Annotated in this window: 18 protein-coding genes and 1 pseudogene; all 19 read left to right on the forward strand. The window is 65.3% G+C overall.

All coding sequences use genetic code 11. The features are described 5' to 3' along the window. Nucleotides 1-305: 305 nt before the first annotated feature. The 19 genes and pseudogenes from DVDV_RS02755 (at nt 306) to DVDV_RS02850 (ending at nt 17,980) form a co-directional block, all read left to right on the forward strand. Nucleotides 306-2,270 (forward strand): 7TM diverse intracellular signaling domain-containing protein, encoded by a 1,965-nt coding sequence (locus DVDV_RS02755; RefSeq protein ID WP_075353199.1) that lies wholly within the window; start codon nt 306-308, stop codon nt 2,268-2,270. After that, the gene (locus tag DVDV_RS02760) at nt 2,263-2,898 is read left to right on the forward strand and encodes a response regulator transcription factor (RefSeq protein WP_075353200.1); all 636 of its coding nucleotides are present in this window, start codon (nt 2,263-2,265) and stop codon (nt 2,896-2,898) included. Before DVDV_RS02755 ends, DVDV_RS02760 begins: the two co-directional genes overlap by 8 nt. Nucleotides 2,899-3,201: 303 nt before the next feature. Then, nucleotides 3,202-3,849: a serine/threonine-protein kinase gene (locus tag DVDV_RS02765; protein ID WP_075353201.1), complete on the forward strand. Its 648-nt coding sequence runs from the start codon at nt 3,202-3,204 to the stop codon at nt 3,847-3,849. Next, on the forward strand, nt 3,846-5,159 hold the full coding sequence (locus DVDV_RS02770) for an SH3 domain-containing protein (protein ID WP_139311488.1): 1,314 nt from the start codon (nt 3,846-3,848) through the stop codon (nt 5,157-5,159). The genes DVDV_RS02765 and DVDV_RS02770 overlap by 4 nt, the downstream gene beginning before the upstream one ends. A gap of 47 nt (nt 5,160-5,206) precedes the next feature. Then, nucleotides 5,207-5,731, forward strand: a complete 525-nt coding sequence (locus DVDV_RS02775; protein ID WP_075353203.1) for a hypothetical protein — start codon at nt 5,207-5,209, stop codon at nt 5,729-5,731. Between the two features lie 13 nt (nt 5,732-5,744). Continuing rightward, a complete protein-coding gene (locus tag DVDV_RS02780) occupies nt 5,745-5,990 on the forward strand; it encodes a Flp family type IVb pilin (RefSeq protein ID WP_075353204.1) in 246 nt (81 codons plus the stop codon). A gap of 17 nt (nt 5,991-6,007) precedes the next feature. After that, nucleotides 6,008-6,238: a Flp family type IVb pilin gene (locus tag DVDV_RS02785; RefSeq protein WP_075353205.1), complete on the forward strand. Its 231-nt coding sequence runs from the start codon at nt 6,008-6,010 to the stop codon at nt 6,236-6,238. 4 nt (nt 6,239-6,242) lie between these two features. Then, on the forward strand, nt 6,243-6,725 hold the full coding sequence (locus DVDV_RS02790) for a TadE/TadG family type IV pilus assembly protein (RefSeq protein WP_075353206.1): 483 nt from the start codon (nt 6,243-6,245) through the stop codon (nt 6,723-6,725). Between the two features lie 4 nt (nt 6,726-6,729). Beyond that, nucleotides 6,730-7,677, forward strand: coding sequence for a TadE/TadG family type IV pilus assembly protein (locus DVDV_RS02795; RefSeq protein ID WP_075353207.1), 948 nt, complete (start codon nt 6,730-6,732; stop codon nt 7,675-7,677). A 69-nt stretch (nt 7,678-7,746) separates the two neighbouring features. After that, nucleotides 7,747-8,076: a hypothetical protein gene (locus DVDV_RS02800; RefSeq protein WP_139311489.1), complete on the forward strand. Its 330-nt coding sequence runs from the start codon at nt 7,747-7,749 to the stop codon at nt 8,074-8,076. A gap of 3 nt (nt 8,077-8,079) precedes the next feature. Next, nucleotides 8,080-8,946, forward strand: a complete 867-nt coding sequence (gene cpaB / locus DVDV_RS02805) for a Flp pilus assembly protein CpaB (RefSeq protein WP_075353209.1) — start codon at nt 8,080-8,082, stop codon at nt 8,944-8,946. A 71-nt stretch (nt 8,947-9,017) separates the two neighbouring features. Then, on the forward strand, nt 9,018-10,466 hold the full coding sequence (locus DVDV_RS02810; RefSeq protein WP_075353210.1) for a pilus assembly protein N-terminal domain-containing protein: 1,449 nt from the start codon (nt 9,018-9,020) through the stop codon (nt 10,464-10,466). Nucleotides 10,467-10,477: 11 nt separating this feature from the next. Beyond that, on the forward strand, nt 10,478-12,577 hold the full coding sequence (locus tag DVDV_RS02820) for an ATPase, T2SS/T4P/T4SS family (protein ID WP_139311490.1): 2,100 nt from the start codon (nt 10,478-10,480) through the stop codon (nt 12,575-12,577). Further along, on the forward strand, nt 12,574-13,806 hold the full coding sequence (locus DVDV_RS02825; protein ID WP_075353211.1) for a type II secretion system F family protein: 1,233 nt from the start codon (nt 12,574-12,576) through the stop codon (nt 13,804-13,806). The genes DVDV_RS02820 and DVDV_RS02825 overlap by 4 nt, the downstream gene beginning before the upstream one ends. Before the next feature lie 10 nt (nt 13,807-13,816). Continuing rightward, nucleotides 13,817-14,749, forward strand: coding sequence for a hypothetical protein (locus DVDV_RS02830; protein WP_075353212.1), 933 nt, complete (start codon nt 13,817-13,819; stop codon nt 14,747-14,749). Between the two features lie 74 nt (nt 14,750-14,823). After that, complete coding sequence (locus tag DVDV_RS02835; RefSeq protein ID WP_075353213.1) at nt 14,824-15,339, forward strand: hypothetical protein; 516 nt, start codon at nt 14,824-14,826, stop codon at nt 15,337-15,339. A 26-nt stretch (nt 15,340-15,365) separates the two neighbouring features. After that, nucleotides 15,366-16,160 (forward strand): annotated as a pseudogene (locus DVDV_RS23855) (hypothetical protein); the annotation flags it as partial. Nucleotides 16,161-16,197: 37 nt separating this feature from the next. Beyond that, the gene (locus DVDV_RS22935) at nt 16,198-17,082 is read left to right on the forward strand and encodes a GspE/PulE family protein (protein WP_254845211.1); all 885 of its coding nucleotides are present in this window, start codon (nt 16,198-16,200) and stop codon (nt 17,080-17,082) included. Nucleotides 17,083-17,095: 13 nt separating this feature from the next. Next, nucleotides 17,096-17,980 carry a type II secretion system F family protein gene (locus tag DVDV_RS02850; RefSeq protein WP_075353214.1) on the forward strand — a complete coding sequence of 295 codons (885 nt, stop codon included), beginning with the start codon at nt 17,096-17,098 and terminating at the stop codon, nt 17,978-17,980. Nucleotides 17,981-17,997: the final 17 nt, after the last annotated feature.

Genomic DNA, 17,997 nt, shown 5'->3' on the forward strand with positions numbered 1-17,997 from the left:
ATCCCCACGAAACAAGGGGTTCGGCCAACGTGACCGAACCCCTTGTCTTTTTTACGTGATGCGCCGGGCGGGATGTAAACCTGCGGCGTCTGCTTCGATGACGGCTTGTTGGTGCAGCAAGCGATCATTCGGGGCTTGCGCGTCAGCGCGGCAAGAGAACGCGTCCCCCCATTGCATCTTGAAAAAATAATCATTCTGGCAGAGGTAGAAACAATTGGAGCAAGCATGTGTCCGAAGGCCTTGGCAAAGTCGTGTCTGAAAACTAGGTTCACTCCTCGCGCCGCAGCAGGGGGGAGGCCGCGCGCATGATGGCGGCTCGACACACACGGCTCTTGGCCAGCCTGATGCTTGTGCTGCTCTTGCCCTGCCTGGGCTGTGCCCGACAGGACGGCAGCGCGGCGCAGGTCAAGCAAGGCGAGATAGACCTCTCCGGCTGGGATGCGGGCAGAGACGGGCCGATCGCCCTGGACGGGCAGTGGGAGTTTTATTGGGACCGGCTGCTTGCTCCCGAGGATTTTCGATCAGACTCCGGTCTTCCGGAAAAATCCGGCTACCTGAACGTTCCGGGTTCCTGGAAAGGATATCCGCTTGACGGTCAGCCCCTGCCCGGCCGGGGGCAGGCCACCTTTCGCCTGCGCCTGTTGCCAGGGCCCGGCGTCCGCCAGTTGGCCCTGCGGCTTTTCGCCATCCACGACGCCTACCAGCTGTGGGCCAACGGACAGCGCGTCGCCGCAAGCGGCTTGGTCGGGCGAAGCGCCGCGACTGAAATCCCACACCGCTCCCTGGTCCTGGCCAAGATCGAGTGCCGCGGGACGCCAGTGGACCTGGTGCTGCAGGTCTCCAACCACACCTTTCGCCGGGGCGGCCTGCTGCATCCGATCCAACTGGGCCAGCCGGAGGAGTTGGAACGGGCACATATCCGCGTATGGGCCTGGGCCATGCTTTTCACCGGCAGCCTGCTCGTCATGGCCATCTACCATTTCTCCCTCTATTTCCTGAGAAAAAAAGATATTTCCACCCTCTATTTCGGCTTGGGCTGCATCGTCATCATTTGCGCCTATGACACATTGGACTCTTCCGATTGGCTGGTAACCCTGTTTTTCCCGCAAACCGATCCGGATATCGTCGCCAGGGTCTGCCTCTGTTCCATGGCCGTCCTCGGCTCGGTGCTCTATAGATTCTACAAATCTCTTTATCCAAAAGAATTTATTCAGACAATACAATACGTCTATGACTTGAGAAGCATCGTATTCGTCTTCATAATCACGACGCAATCCCAGCCCTTCATATATGATGCGGTATCGTGGCTCGCCATAATAACATTCCCTCTCACTTTTTGTTTTTTCATCCTGTTGGCGCTTTGCCTGCGGCATGGTCGCGACGGAGCCCTCATCCTCCTCTTGGGCTACCTTATCCTCTCGGCGACCTCCCTCAACGACATTTACTGGCATTTCTTCAGCAGCAACGGCTTGACCCTCCTGCCCGTGGGCCTGCTCGCCTTCGTCCTGTCCCAGGCATTGGCCATGGCCCAGCGTTTTTCCAACGCCTTTACAGCCGTGGAAAACCTGTCATCGGTCTTGCGAACGGAAATGGACGAACGCACCCGGTTGGAGCGAGAAATCGTCAATGTCAGCGAGGAGGAACGGCGGCGTCTGAGCCACGATCTGCACGACGGCCTGTGCCAGCAACTGGTCGGCACCCGGATGCGCTGTGCAACCCTGGCGCGCCGCCCCATCACGGAACAAGACGTGGCTGCGGAAGTCGCGGAGATTGCCGTGTTGGTCAATGATTCGGTCAGCCAAGCCTATGACCTCTCCCGAGGGCTTTGGCCGGTCGAACGCACCCCCGGAGAAATCGGGGCGTCCCTGGCCGAACTGGCGCGGCGCATGGCTCGGGTGAGCGGGGTCGACATCGAGTATTCCCAGAATCTGGCCTGTGCCTGCTGCTGCAACAACCATCTCGTCCAGCTTTTTCGCATTGCCCAGGAAGCAGTGGCCAACGCCGTCAAACATGCCCGGCCGGGATGCATCGACATCGCTCTCCACTGCGGCCCGGACCGCCGACTTGTCCTCACGGTGCGCGATGACGGCATCGGCCGACAGGCGGTGGCTGCATCCCCGGGAGGGCTCGGCTTGCGCATTATGGCCTATCGGGCGAGCATGATCCAGGCGACGCTTTCCATAGACGACTTCGCAGGGGGCGGGACCAGGGTGGTCTGTTCCCTTGCCTGCACAGTGGCCGGAACAACGCAGGAGGATGCTGATGGATAAGATTGCACCATCCGGACGTCGCGTCTTTCTGGTTGACGACCATCCGGTCATGCGAAACGGCCTCTCGCTGCTGCTGACGCAAAGCGGCCATACCGTTTGCGGCGTGGCCGGCAACCGGACGGAACTGCTGGCCCGCATCGACGGGGCCGGGGCTGCCGTGGCGCTGGTGGACCTTTCCCTGGCCGAGGAATCCGGGCTGGACCTGATCGACGACCTGGCAGCCCGAGGCGTCCCGACGCTCATCTACTCCATGCACGAGGATGGCAAATCCATAGAGCGGGCCTTCTCCCGGGGGACGAGGGGCTATGTCACCAAGCGCGAGGTCGAGGACGTCCTGCTCGAGGCCGTCGAAGCGGTTGCCGCCGGGCGGCGTTACACCAGTCCCGAGGTCATGCGCAGCTTGGCCAACCGGGTTCTCGCGCCGGACGACAGCGGGGAGCCCACCTTGAGCCAACGCGAGGAACAGATATTGGCCGGGCTCGGACGCGGTGAAACGACCGCCGAAATGGGCAGGGAGCTCAACATCAGTTTTCACACCGTGGAGACGTATTACGGCCGCCTGCTCCGCAAACTCGGACTTTCCAGCATGAACGAACTGCGCAAGCTCGCCATCCGGCGGCGCGGCTGACCGACCCGGTCTTTTCCTGACCTTGCAAGGCCCGGCCGGGAATGCCTCCGACCGGGCCTGTCATTTTTTGGCCGCCGTTGCGGTGCCGCTCCACCCGGCCGGATGCGGCCGGGCCGTCCCCGGATTCCGCTACGCAAAAATCACGGGAATACCTGACAAGCCTTTGGGTCTTTTCGCGCTATATCCCCACTGTAAGCATGAAAGCCCAGTCAATGGGGCCAAAACGGTCTCCATGGACAGCTTCGCTGCGGCCGCTTGAGGCCGTCGCCTGGGCAGTTGTGGTTGTCGTCCGGGGGAAACGCTTTGGAATACCTTGAGGGCTATGTCATCCAGGAGAAAATCGGCGAGGGAGGCATGGGGCAGGTCTACCGTGCCCTCCATCGCCGGTTGGATCGTCAGGTTGCCATCAAGCGCTTGGCCCCCCAACTCTCGCACAACCAGGACATGCTCAAGCGTTTTCTCCAGGAAGCGCGCCTGCAGGCCCGGTTGCCCCACCCCAACGTGGTCAGCATTTTCGACCTCATCGAGAACGAACAGGGCGTGTTCCTCGTCATGGAATATGTCGAAGGCCAGACCGCCAAAGCCATGCTCGAGGGACGGGAACGGCTCACCCTGCCCGAGACGTTCGCGATCGCCGAGGGCGTCTTAAACGGTCTGGCCTTCATGCACAAAAACGGCGTTGTCCACCGGGACATCAAGCCGAGCAATATCATGGTGTCCAAGGATGGCCTGGTCAAGGTCACGGACTTTGGCATCGCCAGGCTGGTGGACGAGGAAAGCGGGCTGACCCGCTTTGGCGGCGGCATCGGCACCCTGCATTACATGGCCCCGGAACTCATCCGCGCCGGCACGGTCAGCTTTTCCGTCGATATCTACAGCCTGGGCGCGACGTTGCACGAACTGCTTTCCGGTTCCCCCCCTTTGTCGGGAACACCGATCTGGAAATCATGATGGGGCATCTGGAAAAAGAGCCCCTGCCGCTTCCCTGGCTTCCCGATGACGCGGCCGGCCAGGAGTGCCGCAATCTCATTGCCAGGGCCCTGGCCAAAACGCCGCAAGACCGTTTCCCAAGCGCCGAGAGCTTCCTGGAGGACGTGCGCCGCATCCGGGCCATGCTCCCGCCCCTTTCCCAATGGCCGGTGGCCAATCCCGCGATGGCCCGGGCCGGGGACGGGCCGGGCGTCAGCGCGGTTTGCGCCGTCACCCCGGCCGGCATCGACGCGACGTCCCCGGGACAGCCCGCCTGGGCCAATGACCCAGCCCAAACCGCCGTGCCGCCGGCCCCTGCCGGGGACACGACACAGGCCGCGCCGCATTCGGCCATCGCGGCCAAAGACCCGGCAAGCCCCGCCCCAGAGGAACACGCGGCCACCGACGAATCAATCCATGACCAGGAAGGCACCGGCCCGCGCCAGCCTCACCCGGCCTCCCTGCGCCGTCGAGGCAGGCGCAAGGGCCTGCTGCCCGGCATCGGCCTGGCCATGGTCCTTGGGCTGGGGGGGTACTTGGTCCTCGTATCCGTGGGGAAAACACCGCCCGCCCCCGTGGCGACGCAACCAGCCGCTTTCGGTGGAGAAACTTCGCCACAATCTCCCGCTGCCCCAGCCCGTGCCGAGGCGGATGCCCTCACGGCGCAGGAGCCGGCGCAACCGTCCCAGGCCGCTCCCGGGCCGCCAAAGGGGATACTGGCCGGGCAGTCGCAGCCAGACGCGGCGACTCCGCCCGAACCGGCGGTCAAAGCGCCTGCCCCAACGGCCACGGCCGGGGAGGCTCCGACGCCGGAGGCCTCCGCCACCCAGGCCGCGCCGCCAGCCACAACGCCCGAGGCCAGGCAGGTCCGGCAGGGTTCCGGGCCCGAGCCGCAACCGGCCCCGGCCTCGCCGGCTCCTGACGCGGCGGCAAACCAAATTCCTGCGGCCACACCTGCGATGCCGCAGGAGCAAAAGCCAGCCAAACCGCAAGCGCTTTATATCACTGTCGATGATGCCCGGCTTCGTGAACAGCCGAGCGACACGGCCGAGGTTCTGACGCGTCTGAACAAGGGGACGCGCGTGACCGCGCTCGCCCAAAATGGCGACTGGATACAGATTTCCGAGCCCGGGGGGCGCACCGGGTTTGTCAGCGCCGCGCTGACCGCGACCAGCGCGCCGTCGCCCCCGCCCCCTGCGGTGGCGGCACGACCGGCGGCCAAGCAGGCCGCCCCGCGCCCTGCCGTCAAACCCGACGCGCCCCCCCAATCCGGGTGGCGCATCATCAAATGAGCCTGCCCGCCATGAAATGGACGTGCCTTCGTCGGAGGAAGCGACCCATGAAACGACAGACCATGACGCTCTTTTTCCTGCTGTGCCTGACCGCGGTTTCCTGCGCGCCCAAGCCGGTGCCGCCCGACAGTGGGTTACAGCCCAAGGCGGGCAGCCGGCTTGTGACTGCGGCCGATGCGGTCTTTGCGTCCCTGGACTGCGCCCAAAAGCCGCTCCCCTTCATCCTTTTGGAGCAGAATACCTTGGCCCCGAATCCGGCCAAACCCGGAACCCAATTGCTCCATCATATTGTCTACGCCTTTTGCCCGGCCGCCGGGGACAAGGCCGACACCGGTCTCCTGACGCGCTCCCTCTCTTTCAACGGCAAACAGGTCTTTTCCGACGCGACCCCGGACTTCACCCTGACCCCCGGCCGGGTGGCCGTGGACGCCGTGATCACCGTTCCGCCGGAGGCTTTGCCCGGGAAGTACGTCTATGCCGTCGAATACGTGAGCAACGCCGAGGCGCGCAAACGCAAGCTGGCCCGGACCTTGACCCTGGACGAAAAGCTCGAACTCGTCCTGGTCAAATAGGGAGCGTCTCCCCTTGCAGCGTTTCCATTGGTTCACGGCCCCGGCAAGGCGGCTGCTCGCGCACCGGGTGCCCACGGGCTGCCTGCGCCGCCTCTCCCGATTGGCCGCGTCGCAAGACGGGGCCATCACGGTGGAATACGGCCTGGTCATGCTGATCGCGGCAGCCATCCTTTACGGGGTCGAGGATTCCATATTCCGCCCCATGGCCAAAGATATATTGAACAATTTCATGAATTTCATCGCCAAACCCTATCCATGACGCCAGGGAGCACACGCATGAAACGCCTCAATGACTTGGTCCTTGCCCTCGCCGTCAAGACCGACTGCGCCATCAATGGGTTCAAGCGCCGCACACGCGACGAGGACGGTGCGACCACGGTGGAATACGTCCTGCTCATCGCCGTCATCGTCATCGGCATCATCGCGGCCGCCACGTACATGTTCGATCCGCTCAAGGAATTCTTCAAGGACGTCGTCAAGAAGGTCCGGGAAACCGCCGGGGTATAACACGATGCGCGGCACCACCCGAATCCTGCCTCCCATCCTCGCCCGGTGGAGCGACGCGCCGGCCCTGCGCCGGCCGGGGCGGCCGTGGCGCACCCGGCCCTGTCCGCCCGGGAGCCGGAAGCCTTTTGGCCGCAACGAGGCCGGGGCGGCGACCGTGGAATTCGCCTTCGCCCTCATGTTCATCCTGTTTCTGTTCGTGGCCTCCGTGAACATTTCGGAAATCTTCCTGGCCCATTCCCGGCTGCGCTACGCCACGTTCGTGGCCTCGCGGGTCCAGGCCGTGGGCGGTTCGGCCGAGGCGGCCGCTTCCGAAATCGACAAGGATTTCAGACTGAAAATCACGTCTGACACGGTCAGCGCCCAAAAGACCGTGGCCCTGCCCCAGGCCGTGGGCACGCTTTTTGGCACGGGGCAGTCCTTTACCATCAGCCACGCGGTCAAGACCTTCGTGGAACCCACCCCTTCCGGGGACAACGCGGCGAAGTAGGGCCATGAAACGATTCGGAAAACGCCCAGACGACCAACGCGGCTCGGTCACGGTCTTCGTGGCCCTGCTGTTGCCCACACTCATGGTCATGGTCTTCCTGGCCCTCAACATCGGCCAGCTCGTCTTCGAAAAGCTCCGGCTGCAAAACACGGCCGACGCCTGCGCCCTGTCGGCGGCGGCCGTGCAAGCGGCGGGACTTAACGAAATCGCCGAGGTCAACTTCTGGAGCCAGGATTACGTCCTCTCCATCGCCAGGGCGGTCATGGCCTGGAGCGAGACCGTCATACCGTGGAAGGACGAGAAGGCGGCCAACGAGGCCGTGAGGTACTACAAAAGGGTGTTCAGGGCCCTGCGCCAGTACCAGGACGAGGCCAACGTCTCTTACGCCAGGCAGGCCATGCGCATCGCCAAGGCCACCAAAAAGGCCAACTGCGATGATATCGGCCTCACTTCCGTACGCATGGAATCGATCAATCCCGGATCGAGCCTGGAAGAACCCGGCCGGCTCATGCAATACAAGACGTACAGCCGGACGGTCTCCTACCGTTACATTTCCTCGTTTCGCAGCCTTCGCTGCAACTACACCACGGGCCTGGCTTGGTCCGACCTCATGGCCGGACCGGACGACCACTTCTGCAGCCACATGGGCGCTTCGCCCGTCGGTGTTTGCGGCGTGCACACCCAACACGGCTCGGCCGCATTCGACTACAAGATCTCCAAGAAAAGCTCTCCGATGACCTACGCCGCCTTCAAGCTGACCCAGCAGTCCAAGGACTTCGTCATGGCAGCATCGATCTTCGGCCTGATGCAAAAGCTGGAGGCCTACGCGGCGGCCATGCCCACCAGGGGCGACGTGAAAAAAGGACAACCGCAGTACATCCCGGTCCTGGTCAGACTCAACAGGCTCGATCCCAGGCCCGGCGTGCCGGATCTGGATAACGTGCTGCATTAGGGGACGGGTGCGATGCGGTCTTTTCGCAGAAAAGCGGCGCGGCTGGCGCGCGACCAACGGGGCCAGGCCATGATCGAGGCCGCCTTCATGCTCCTGTGGCTGTCGCTTGTTCTCATGTTCCTGCTGTGGGGGCGCACGCTCTACGAGAACATGGCCCGGGCCGAGGAGGACCTCCGCTATGACCTGCGCAGGAAACTGGACGCGATCGCCGGGGATTCCTTCGGGCGCGTCGAGAAAAAGAGCGAGGCCACGCTGTATGTGCCGGGCGTCATCGGGGAAAAGCTCGGACAAAATCCCGTGCGCGTGCCGCTTAGACTCATCGGCTACGGCGGCAGCTACACGGGAAGGACCCAAAGCGAATACTTCTGCTACTTCCGCAAACGCACAATAAACGAGTGAGCCATGAGCAAGTCCAAACTGGTCCTGATCTCCCTGGGCGTGGCCCTGTTCGCCCTGTTGCTCGTCTATTCCTACATCTACAAGAAAGAGAAGGAACTGCTTTCCCTGGCCACGCCCATCAAGGTGCTCATGGCCGCCAAGGACATTCCCGAGGGTTCCCTGCTCGACGAAAGTGCTGTCGAGACCGTGGAGATCCCCAAAAAATTCGTCCAGCCGGGTGCCCTGACGCGGCCCGTCGAGGTGCTGGACCGGATCGCGGCTGTGCCCATGCTCAAGGGTGCCCAGGTGCTGGATTCGCTCTTTCGCCCCGCCGCCGAGGAGGGCGTGGCCCGCAAGATTCCGGCGGACAAGCGCGCCTACAGCATTGCGGTCAACGACGTCACCGCCGTGGCCGGACTGGTGCGGCCCGGTGACTTCGTGGACGTTCTGGTCACGGTGCAAACCGGCTCCGTGCAGCAGGGCCAGGCCGTGCCCGAGGGCTCGATTGCCCGCATCCTGTTGCAAAACATCCTCGTCCTGGCCGTCAACCAGCGCTCCACGGCCGGGGCCGGCCCCCGGGTCGCCCCCAGCCAGCAGGCCGTTGGCGGCCTGGCGTCGAGCGTGACGCCGGAAAACCAGAAAAGCCCGACGACCGTGCGCACCCTGACCCTGTCCCTGAGTCCCGACGAAGCCCAGAAAACGGCCCTGGCCCAGGAGATCGGCAGCCTGTCCGTGTCGCTTCGCAGCAGTTGGCAAAAGCCGGAGCAGCAGCCGCTGCCCCTGGCCAACGTCACCGCCCAACAGGTGCTTGGCACGGAAAAACCGGTACTCCCCCGCACCCGTCCGGTCTGGACCGAGTTCCGGGGCAGCGAGGAAATCCAGATGCGCTAGCCCGGCTGCGGACGACATCGCCCATGCAACGAGACGAGGCCCACAACCCTTCCCGAGAGGTAACCGCAATCATGAGTCGGACGTCACTTGCGCGCCGGGGCGCGGCCACAACCGCCCTGCTTGTCGCCCTGATTCTCTGGGCCGCCGCGGCCCTGGCCGAGGAGCCCGCCCGGATGGAAATGGCTGCCGGCCAGAGCATCCCCATCGAACCGGGATTCACCGTGGACAAGGTCGCCGTGGGCGACCCGGAGGTACTCGGCGTGGCCCGAACCTCGGACACGTCCATGCTCGTAAACGCCAAGAAATCCGGCCAGACCAACCTCATCATCCTGGGCACGGCCGGACAGCAGAAGGAATACCAGATCCGCGTGCGCTCCGGCTCCCTGGACGACGACGCCGCCGCCCTGCGCGAGATGTTCGCCGGCATGGAAGGGGTGACGGTCAAGGTTCTCGGCGGCAGGCTCGTGGTGTCGGGGGAGGTCTACAGCGCCGAGCACTACGACAAGGTGGCCGCCGCCCTGGCCGGGATGCCCGGGACCGTCAACCAGGTGAACATGAGCCCGGTCATGAAGCGCATCGTAAGCGACCAGATCAAAAAGGAAATCAACCGGCCCGGCATCGCGGTCAAGGCCGTGCGCAACGCCTTTGTCCTCGACGGCACGGTAACCGCGCCCGAAGACATCGAGCGGGCCGAGAAAATCGCCGCCCTGTACTCCAAAAGCGTGGTCAACACCCTGCGGGTCGCGCCCGAGCCGGCCAAGCCCTACCGCAAGCCCGAACTGATCGAAGTGACCATGCAGATCATGGAACTGTCCAAAACCGCCCTGCGCGACCTCGGCGTGCACTGGAACCCGCTTGGCACCCTCGACGCGACAGGCTCCTACGATTCCGAAAAAAACGCCTCCATCGCCTCCACCGTGACCGGCACCCTGTCAAGCTTGCTCCCCAAGATGCGGCGCATCCGGGACGAGGGTCAGGGACGCTCGCTCATGAACCAGGCGGTCATCACCAAGCAGGGCGGCGAAGCCAAGTTCTTCGCCGGCACCGAGATCCCCATCAGCGTGGCCCAAAGCCTCGGCACCATGGGCGTGGAGTACAAGAAGGTGGGCATGACGCTCAACATCTCGCCCAACATCGATCCCTTGAGCAACATCGACACCTCGATCCACGTCGAATCGAGCTCGGTCGTGTCTGAAAACGCCACCACCGGCGCACCCACGGTCAGCACCAACAACCTGTCCACGGCCCTGAATGTCGCTTCGGGCCAGAGCATCGTCCTTGGCGGGCTCATCGGCCAGCGCGAACTGGAAGCCCTTTCCCTGTCGCCCCCAAACAACCAGGAAAGCCTGCTCCAGCTCAACCGCCGCACCAGGGCCGGAACCGACGGCTGGGAAGTGGTGGTCTTCATCACCCCGAGCATCGTCGCCCACCCCGGGCAGGCGCTGGGGGACATGAAAGGCAAAGTCGAGGATTCGTTCAAGAAAAAAGACCTCGAACGCCTGCGCAAACAGGGCAACTGACGCAGGCGGCCATGCCCGGCAGACTCGTTACCCTTTACGCCTCGCGGGGCGGCGTCGGCAGGACGTTTTTGGCCGTCAACCTGGCCGTGGACCTGCTCCTGGAGACGCGCGAAACCGTGCTGCTCCTGGACCTGGGCAGTCCGCTGTCCATGGACGCGGCCCTGTTCCTTGGCCTCCCCGAGGTCAACGCCCTGGAGGCCCTGTTGCCCACGGCAGACCGGCTGGCCCCGTCCATGCTCAAGACCTTCGCCACCAGCCACAGAAGCGGCCTGGACGTCCTGGCCCTTTACGGGCCGCGCCCTGTGGCGGCGGCCGGGCCGCCCGCGCCCAAGGCCCTGGCGGCCCTCATTGGCCGGCTGCTTTCCGTCTACGGCTGGATCGTGGCCGACCTGGGCCACGGCTTCGGCCCGGCCGAGGCCCACGTTCTCGACCTCTCCGAAACCATCCTGGTGCCGGCCGCGCCCGGCCCCCTGGACATGGCCCATGCCAAGGCCGACCTCGATTTCCTTCGCCAGTGCAACTATTCCCAGCACGCGGTCCGGTGTGTACTCAACCGCGTGGGCGAGGACGAACGGATCACCGCCCAGTCCATGGAGCAGGCCCTTGGCCGGGCAGTCATGGGTGTCATTCCCTACGACCGAAACGCCCAGGCCAATCTTGCCGGCGGACGAACCTACCCCGGCGACCACCCCCGCCATGAGATGACCAAGGCCTTCGACGCCCTGTCCCATGCCCTGCTCGGCCACGGCGGGCAGGCGCGGGCCGCAGCCCAAGGCGAGGCGCAGCCCGTCCGGGAGCAGGATGCCATCGACCTCGACGCGGTCAAGCGCGACATCCACAAGCGTCTGCTCGAAACCTTCGACCTCAAGTACGCCGACCTGGGGACAGGCAGCGACCCGGCCAAGCTCGAGGCCCTGCGGCAGGAAGTCACGCGGCACATCATCCTGCTCATCGACGAGGCCACGGGCCTGCGCTCCCGCGAGGCCCGGGACAGGCTGGTCGGGGAACTGCTCCAGGACGTCCTTGGCCTCGGGCTGCTGGAAGACCTGTTGCGCGACCCGTCGATCTCCGAAATCATGGTCAACAGCTTTGATGTCATCTACGTGGAGCGCGCCGGCCGCATCGAGACCACCACACGACGGTTCCTCTCGCAACAGCACCTCATGCGCGTCATCGAGCGCATCGTCGCCCCGCTTGGGCGCAAGATCGACTCGGCCACGCCCATGGTGGACGCCAGGCTGGCCGACGGCTCGCGGGTCAACGCTGTCATTGCGCCCCTGGCCCTCAAGGGCGCGGCCCTGACCATCCGCAAGTTTCCGGACAACAAGCTGTCCTGCCGGGACCTCATCGAACGCGGCACGCTCTCTCCCCAGATGGAGGCCTTTTTGCAAGCCGCCGTCCTGGCCCGGCGCAACATCCTCATTTCCGGCGGCACAGGTTCGGGCAAGACCACGCTGCTCAACGTCCTGTCGGAGTTTATCCCGGCCGACGAACGCATCATCACTGTGGAAGACTCGGCTGAGCTCAAGCTCCAGCAGCCCCACGTCATCACCCTGGAGGGGCGGCCGCCCAACATCGAGGGCAAGGGCGAGGTGACCATCCGCGACCTGGTGCGCAACTGCCTGCGTATGCGCCCGGACCGCATCGTGGTCGGCGAATGTCGCGGGGCCGAGGCCCTCGACATGCTCCAGGCCATGAACACCGGGCACGACGGGTCGCTGACCACCATCCACGCCAACAGCGCCCGGGAGGCCCTGCGCCGCCTGGAAACTCTCGTCATGTACGCCGGTTACGAACTATCCCCCAAGACCATCCGCGAACAGGTCATCGGGGCCATAGACCTCATCATCCAGATCAAGCGCTTCAAGGACGGCAGGCGGCGCATCGTCCAACTGGCCGAGGTGACCGGCATGGAAGGCGACGTCGTCACCCTGGGCGATATCTTCGTCTTCCGCCAGGAAGGCGCACCCACGCCCCAGTCCGTCCGGGGCGCATACGTGGCCACCGGGTACATTCCCCGTTGTCTGGCCGATTTCGAGGACCGCGGCGTGAGTGTGCCGCGAGAAATCTTCTGGACCGCCGCCATGGCGGCAGGCGAGGCGCGACGATGACCATGTTCTTGTTGTCCCTGCTGCTTCTGGCCCTTTTCTGGTACACCCTCTGGCTGTGGTTTGCCGCCCTGTTCGACGGAGGCACCGGCGGCGGCCTTTCGATCCTGGACCGCAAAGTCCGGTCCCTGGTTGCGCGCTTGGACGACATGTTCGTGCCGGTCACGACGCGCACGGCCGCGACCGTGGTGCTGGGGCTGACCATTGGCGGTGCTGCCCTCGGCTTCCTTCTGCCCTCGGCTGCCACGCAACTTGAACGCCACGCCATCGACCAGGCCGTGGAGCGCAACAAGGAGGGCGATTACGACGGCGCGCTGGCCGCGCTCTCCCACTCCGAATCCTCGAACTCGGCCCTGGCTTGCAACGAAATGGGCGTGGCCTATCTGGCCACGGGCAACCTCGATCTGGCTGAAAAATCCTTTGCCAAGGCCGTGGCCCTGGTCCCCGGCTACGCCAAGGGGCAGGCGAATCTGGCCACGGTCTACGGTCTTCGCGGCGAAACCGAAAAAGAGGCCTTCGCCCTGTCCCGGGCCAAGGCCGTGGAGCGGTTGCCCTTGTCCGCGGCCGAACTCTATCCGCCGGCGCAAGGCCTTTTTTCCCACCTGCTGTTGCGTCTTTTTTCCCTGGCGGTTTTCGCCTGTGCCGCCTGGCGTCTGCCGGAGTTGGGCATTTTCCTGATCGAGCAGCGGCGGGCCAAGCAGTTCGAGACCCAGCTGGCCGACGGCCTGATCATGACCGCCAATGCCTTGCGGGCCGGACTGAGCCTGCTGCAGGCGCTCGACCTGACGGCCCAGAAGGCCCCGGCGCCCCTGTCCCAGGAATTCGGCCTGCTGCTCAAGGAACACCGCCTGGGCGCGGATTTAAGCGACGCCCTCAAACGCCTGGCCGAGCGCGTGGGCTCGGCCGATTCCCGCATCTTCGCCAATTCGGTCATCATCTTGCGGGAAACCGGCGGCAACCTGACGGAAATCTTCGACACCCTGGCCGCGACCATCCAGGAGCGCAAGCGCGTCATGAAGAAAATCCAGGCCATGACCGCCGAAGGCGAGACCCAGGCTTATTTCCTGGCAGCCCTGCCGGTGGTGCTCGGCATCGTCCTCTACCAGCTCGACCCCAAGTCCATTTCGCTTTTCTTCACCACCTTTGGCGGCTGGCTCATGCTCATGGCCATGGCCCTCATGGAAGTCGCGGGACTTTCGCTCATGCTGCGCATCGTCAAGGTGAAGGTCTAGGGAGGCCGCGATGCAAACCTGGTTTCGCCCGACGCCGGCGCGCCTTGCCCGTGCCGCCCTGGCGGTCCTGCTGGGGCTGGCCCTCCCGGCCTGGCCGCAACCGGCGGCCGGGGACAACACCCTCACCCGGGCCGCGGAGCGCGGCGTGCGTTCCGCTGGCGGAAAAACCGGCCAGCCGGACCAGGGGCCGCCGCGCATGGAAATCAGGGACACGCCGCAAGGCCAGCTCCTCGTGCCGGCCGCGCCCCAGGCCGCCACGCCAAGGCGCAACGCCCCCAAGACGGTCGAGGGGAATACGGCCCGCAAACCCGCCGGGCATGAAGCCCCCGGCAACACAGCCGTCGCCCCGCTGCCGGCCCCCGAGCGCCAAGCCGGGCCCCAGGCCCGGGAGATCGAAGCGGCAAGCGCCCCGAAAAATCAGGTGATCACCAGCCAAAAGACGTCTGTTGCGAAGAATGTCGAAGCCATGGACACGCCCCAACGCCAAAGACTCGAAACGCGGACGGCGGCCGGGCAACAGAAGATCGAGGCCCAACAGGCCGCCGAACAACAAGGCGTCGAGGCCCAGAAAACTTCCGGGACGCAGAAAATCGAGGCGCTCAAGGCCCCCAAGGGCACGGCCCTTACAGAGCAACAGGCGGCCACGGTCCAGGCGATCCAGACCCAGGACATAAGCGCCCAAGCCGGGCCCCAAAGCCAGAATGCCCCAAGCGCCCAGAGCGCGCCGACGGCCCAGTCCGCCGCGGCCCGGCCAAGCAAGGCAAAGGACAAGCCCAACGCCCAGGCAATGAAGGCGACGGACAAACCCGAGACGCAGGAAATCGAAGCCCAGGACCAGCCCGAGGCCCAAGACGAACCCGAGGCCCAGGACATGAAGGCTCAGGATGCCGCCAAGCAGCAAAGCATCAAGCAGCAAAGCGCGCCCAAAATGCAAAAATTCTGACCCCGCGCCCAAGCGCGCCGGATGTGCGGCCGCATACCGCGACGACAATGCAACCACGTGCCAAGGAGTATTCCATGCCTCGCCCCGCCCAAACGCCCCTTTCCGGCCTGATCGCGGTTTGCGCCGTCTGCCTGCTGTGCGCCTGCGCCCGCAAAGCGCCGCCGCCGCCCGACATCATGCCCGTGACCGCCGAAACCTTCGCCGAGGCAGTGCTGCGCCAGCCGGGGCTGACCCTGCTGCTCTTTTACAACGCCGACTCCCCCCAGTCCCGGGAATTGTACGATCTCCTCGGCTGGCTGTCCCAGTCCTACAAGGGACAACTGCGGTTTTGCGCGTTTCCGTGGGACGCCGGCGCCGACCCGGCGCCCTACCGCCTGGAGATGTTGCCAAGCCTGGTCATGTACCGCGACGGATGGGAAATCGACCGGATGCGGGGCGTGCCGGACAGCGCCGAGGCGCGGCGGGCCTTGCCGGACGACCTCGAATTGTGGGTCCTTGGCACCGGACTGGAGCGGACCGACGACCCGCGTTTCCAGGCCCGGTTCAGCTACCGGTTTAACAACGGCTACACACTTGAGGCCGGCAATTAGCCCGGCCGCAAGGAGGCGTGATCAGCATGGCCGACCCCGACATCCGAAGACGGCTCAACCAACGCCTGAAGCAGGCGCTGTTGCAGCGCGGGCTGCCCCAGGGCGTCCTTGACGCGGACACGCCCGAGGGGACGCTGGTGAGCGACCAGGTGCTGTCTGCTGGCCGGCTCGCGCCCCAGGCGGTCAACGACGTCCTTGGCGAGGTCTTCGGCGTCGAGGCCATCGACCCGTCCCTGGTGGCGGTTGATCCCGAATTCGCCCGGGCGGCCCGGACCCTGTTTCCCCGCGACGCGGCCGTGGCCTTTGCCGCCGTGCCCTTGCGTTTCGAGCGCGGGCAGGCCCATGTGGTCATGGCCATCCCTGACGATGCCGCGAGCCTGGCCGGCGTCGAGCACCTGCTCGGCGCCCGGGTCAGGCCCTATGTCTGCCACGGCGCAGGGCTCGCCCGGGCCATCGACGCCCTGTACCGCGACCCGCCGCTCCCCGGGGAAACGCCCGCGGCGGACATGGAGGAGCAGGCAGGGCGCGCGGCCAAGGCCGTGGCCCGCATCGCGGCCGACCATGTCCGCCCGCGCGATCCGGCCGAGGACCCGGAGGTGGTGGCGCTTGTGCGCGCCGTCATGGATACGCTGGCCGCCACTGCGGCCTCGGACATCCACCTGGAGCCTGGCGCGGGTGTCTGGCGCATCCGGGCCAGGCGCGACGGGATGCTCCAGGACGCCCTGCGTCTGCCCCCGCTGCTCGGCGCGGCCCTGGCCAGACGGCTCATGCTGCTTTCGGGCCTGGCCCCGGACGAGGCCGGCCTGCCCCAGGACGGGGCCATGCGATTTCACCCTGGCCGCGGCCCGCCCCATGGACATGCGCGTTTCGTCCCTGCCGGCCCTTTACGGCCAGAAAATCGTGCTGCGGCTGCTCGACAAGGGCAAAAAGAGCCTGGGTCTGGCGGACCTGGACCTGGGCGCGGCCGAGGAGCGCCTGATTTGCGCCGCTCTGGATGCGCCAAACGGCCTGTTGCTCGTCACAGGTCCCACCGGATCGGGCAAGACCACGAGCCTGTATGCCTTTCTTGACCGGCTCAACCGGCCAGAAGTCAACATCCTCACGGCCGAGGACCCTGTCGAATACAGGCTCGACGGGACGACCCAGGTCCCGTGCGATTCCGAAGAGGGCATGACCTTTGCCAAGGCCATGCGCGCCTTTTTGCGCCAGGACCCGGACATCATCATGGTCGGCGAGATCCGCGACGCCGAAACCGCTGATTTCGCCATCAAGGCGGCCCTCACCGGCCATCTCGTCCTGTCCACCCTGCATACCAACGATGCCCCGGGCGCGGTCAGCCGGCTGCTCAACATGGGCGTGGCCCCACATCAACTCGTGGCCACGCGGATCACGGTCATGGCCCAGCGCCTGGTGCGCCGCCTGTGCCCGCAGTGCCGCCGGGAAGGGTCCGTGCCGCCGGTTTTCCCCGACAGCGACGCCCTGTCGGCGCACAGCGTCTTTTACGAAGCCGCCGGCTGCCCCGCCTGCCACGGCACCGGCTACAGCGGCCGCCTCGGTGTTTACGAAGTCTTCACCATGACCGGCGATATGGAACGGATGATCCTGGCCGGCACGAGTGCCGCGCAACTGCGCCGCGCGGCCGAGGCTGCCGGCATGGGGAGCCTGCGCGCCTCGGCGCTCACCCGGCTGGTCCGGGGGCAGACCTCGGCGGCCGAAGTGCTGCGGGTCACCGTTGACGCGTAGCGAGGAGGAGACAATGGACAGTGTATTGCGGGATCTCGGACTGTTCCTTTTCCCCGTGGGCATGGGGAGCCTTGTCTGGTGGCTTTTGCCGCGCGCCGGGCACCAGGGGCAACTCCCGGAGCCCCTGCCCGACCGCATCGACGCCCTGCTTGGCGAAAGCGCCGGCCTGGCGGCCATGCTGCGTCCCGGCTACGCCTTTCTCGAACCCCTCGCCGCCCGCCTGACGCCGGCCAAGTACCTGGAGCGCCTCACCCGCCATCTGACCACGGCCGGCATCGACCGCATCCTTGCCCCACAAGCCTTCGTGTCCTTTCAGGCGGCCATGCTCGGCATCTTCTGCCTGCTCGGCCTGGCCCTTAAGGCCAACGCCTCCACGGTCATGCTTTTCGGGGTGTTGGGCCTTTTGTATCCCTATTGGTGGCTTTACGACAAAAAGACCACGCGCCAAAAGACCATTACCCGCTCCATGCCGGACGTGGTGGACATGCTGGCCCTGTCCACGGCGGCCGGACTCGATTTCCAGGCCGGCATCAAGCGTATCCGCGACCTCGCCTCGGGCCGGGATCCCTTTGTGGCGGAACTGGCCCTGGTCCACCACAACGTGACGCTTGGCATGTCCATGGAAGACGCGCTCACGCTCATGGCCGCCCGGGTGGACACCCCGGAAATGTATTCGTTTTCGTCCATCCTCGTTCAAGCCCAGAAAATGGGCTCCACCATCGCGGACATCCTCAAGGACCAGGCCGCGCGTATGCGCCAGGACCGGTTCCTGGCCGCCGAACGGGCCGGTGCCGTGGCCGCCCAGAAGCTCCTGTTGCCCATGGTGCTCTTTTTGTTCCCGATCATCTTCGGTGTGGTCTTCGGGCCTTTTGTTATGAAATTCCTCTACAACAGATAACCGGTTTCCTCGCAACA

It is taken from the genome of Desulfovibrio sp. DV (assembly GCF_001936595.1).
In the GTDB taxonomy this organism is placed as follows: domain Bacteria; phylum Desulfobacterota; class Desulfovibrionia; order Desulfovibrionales; family Desulfovibrionaceae; genus Solidesulfovibrio.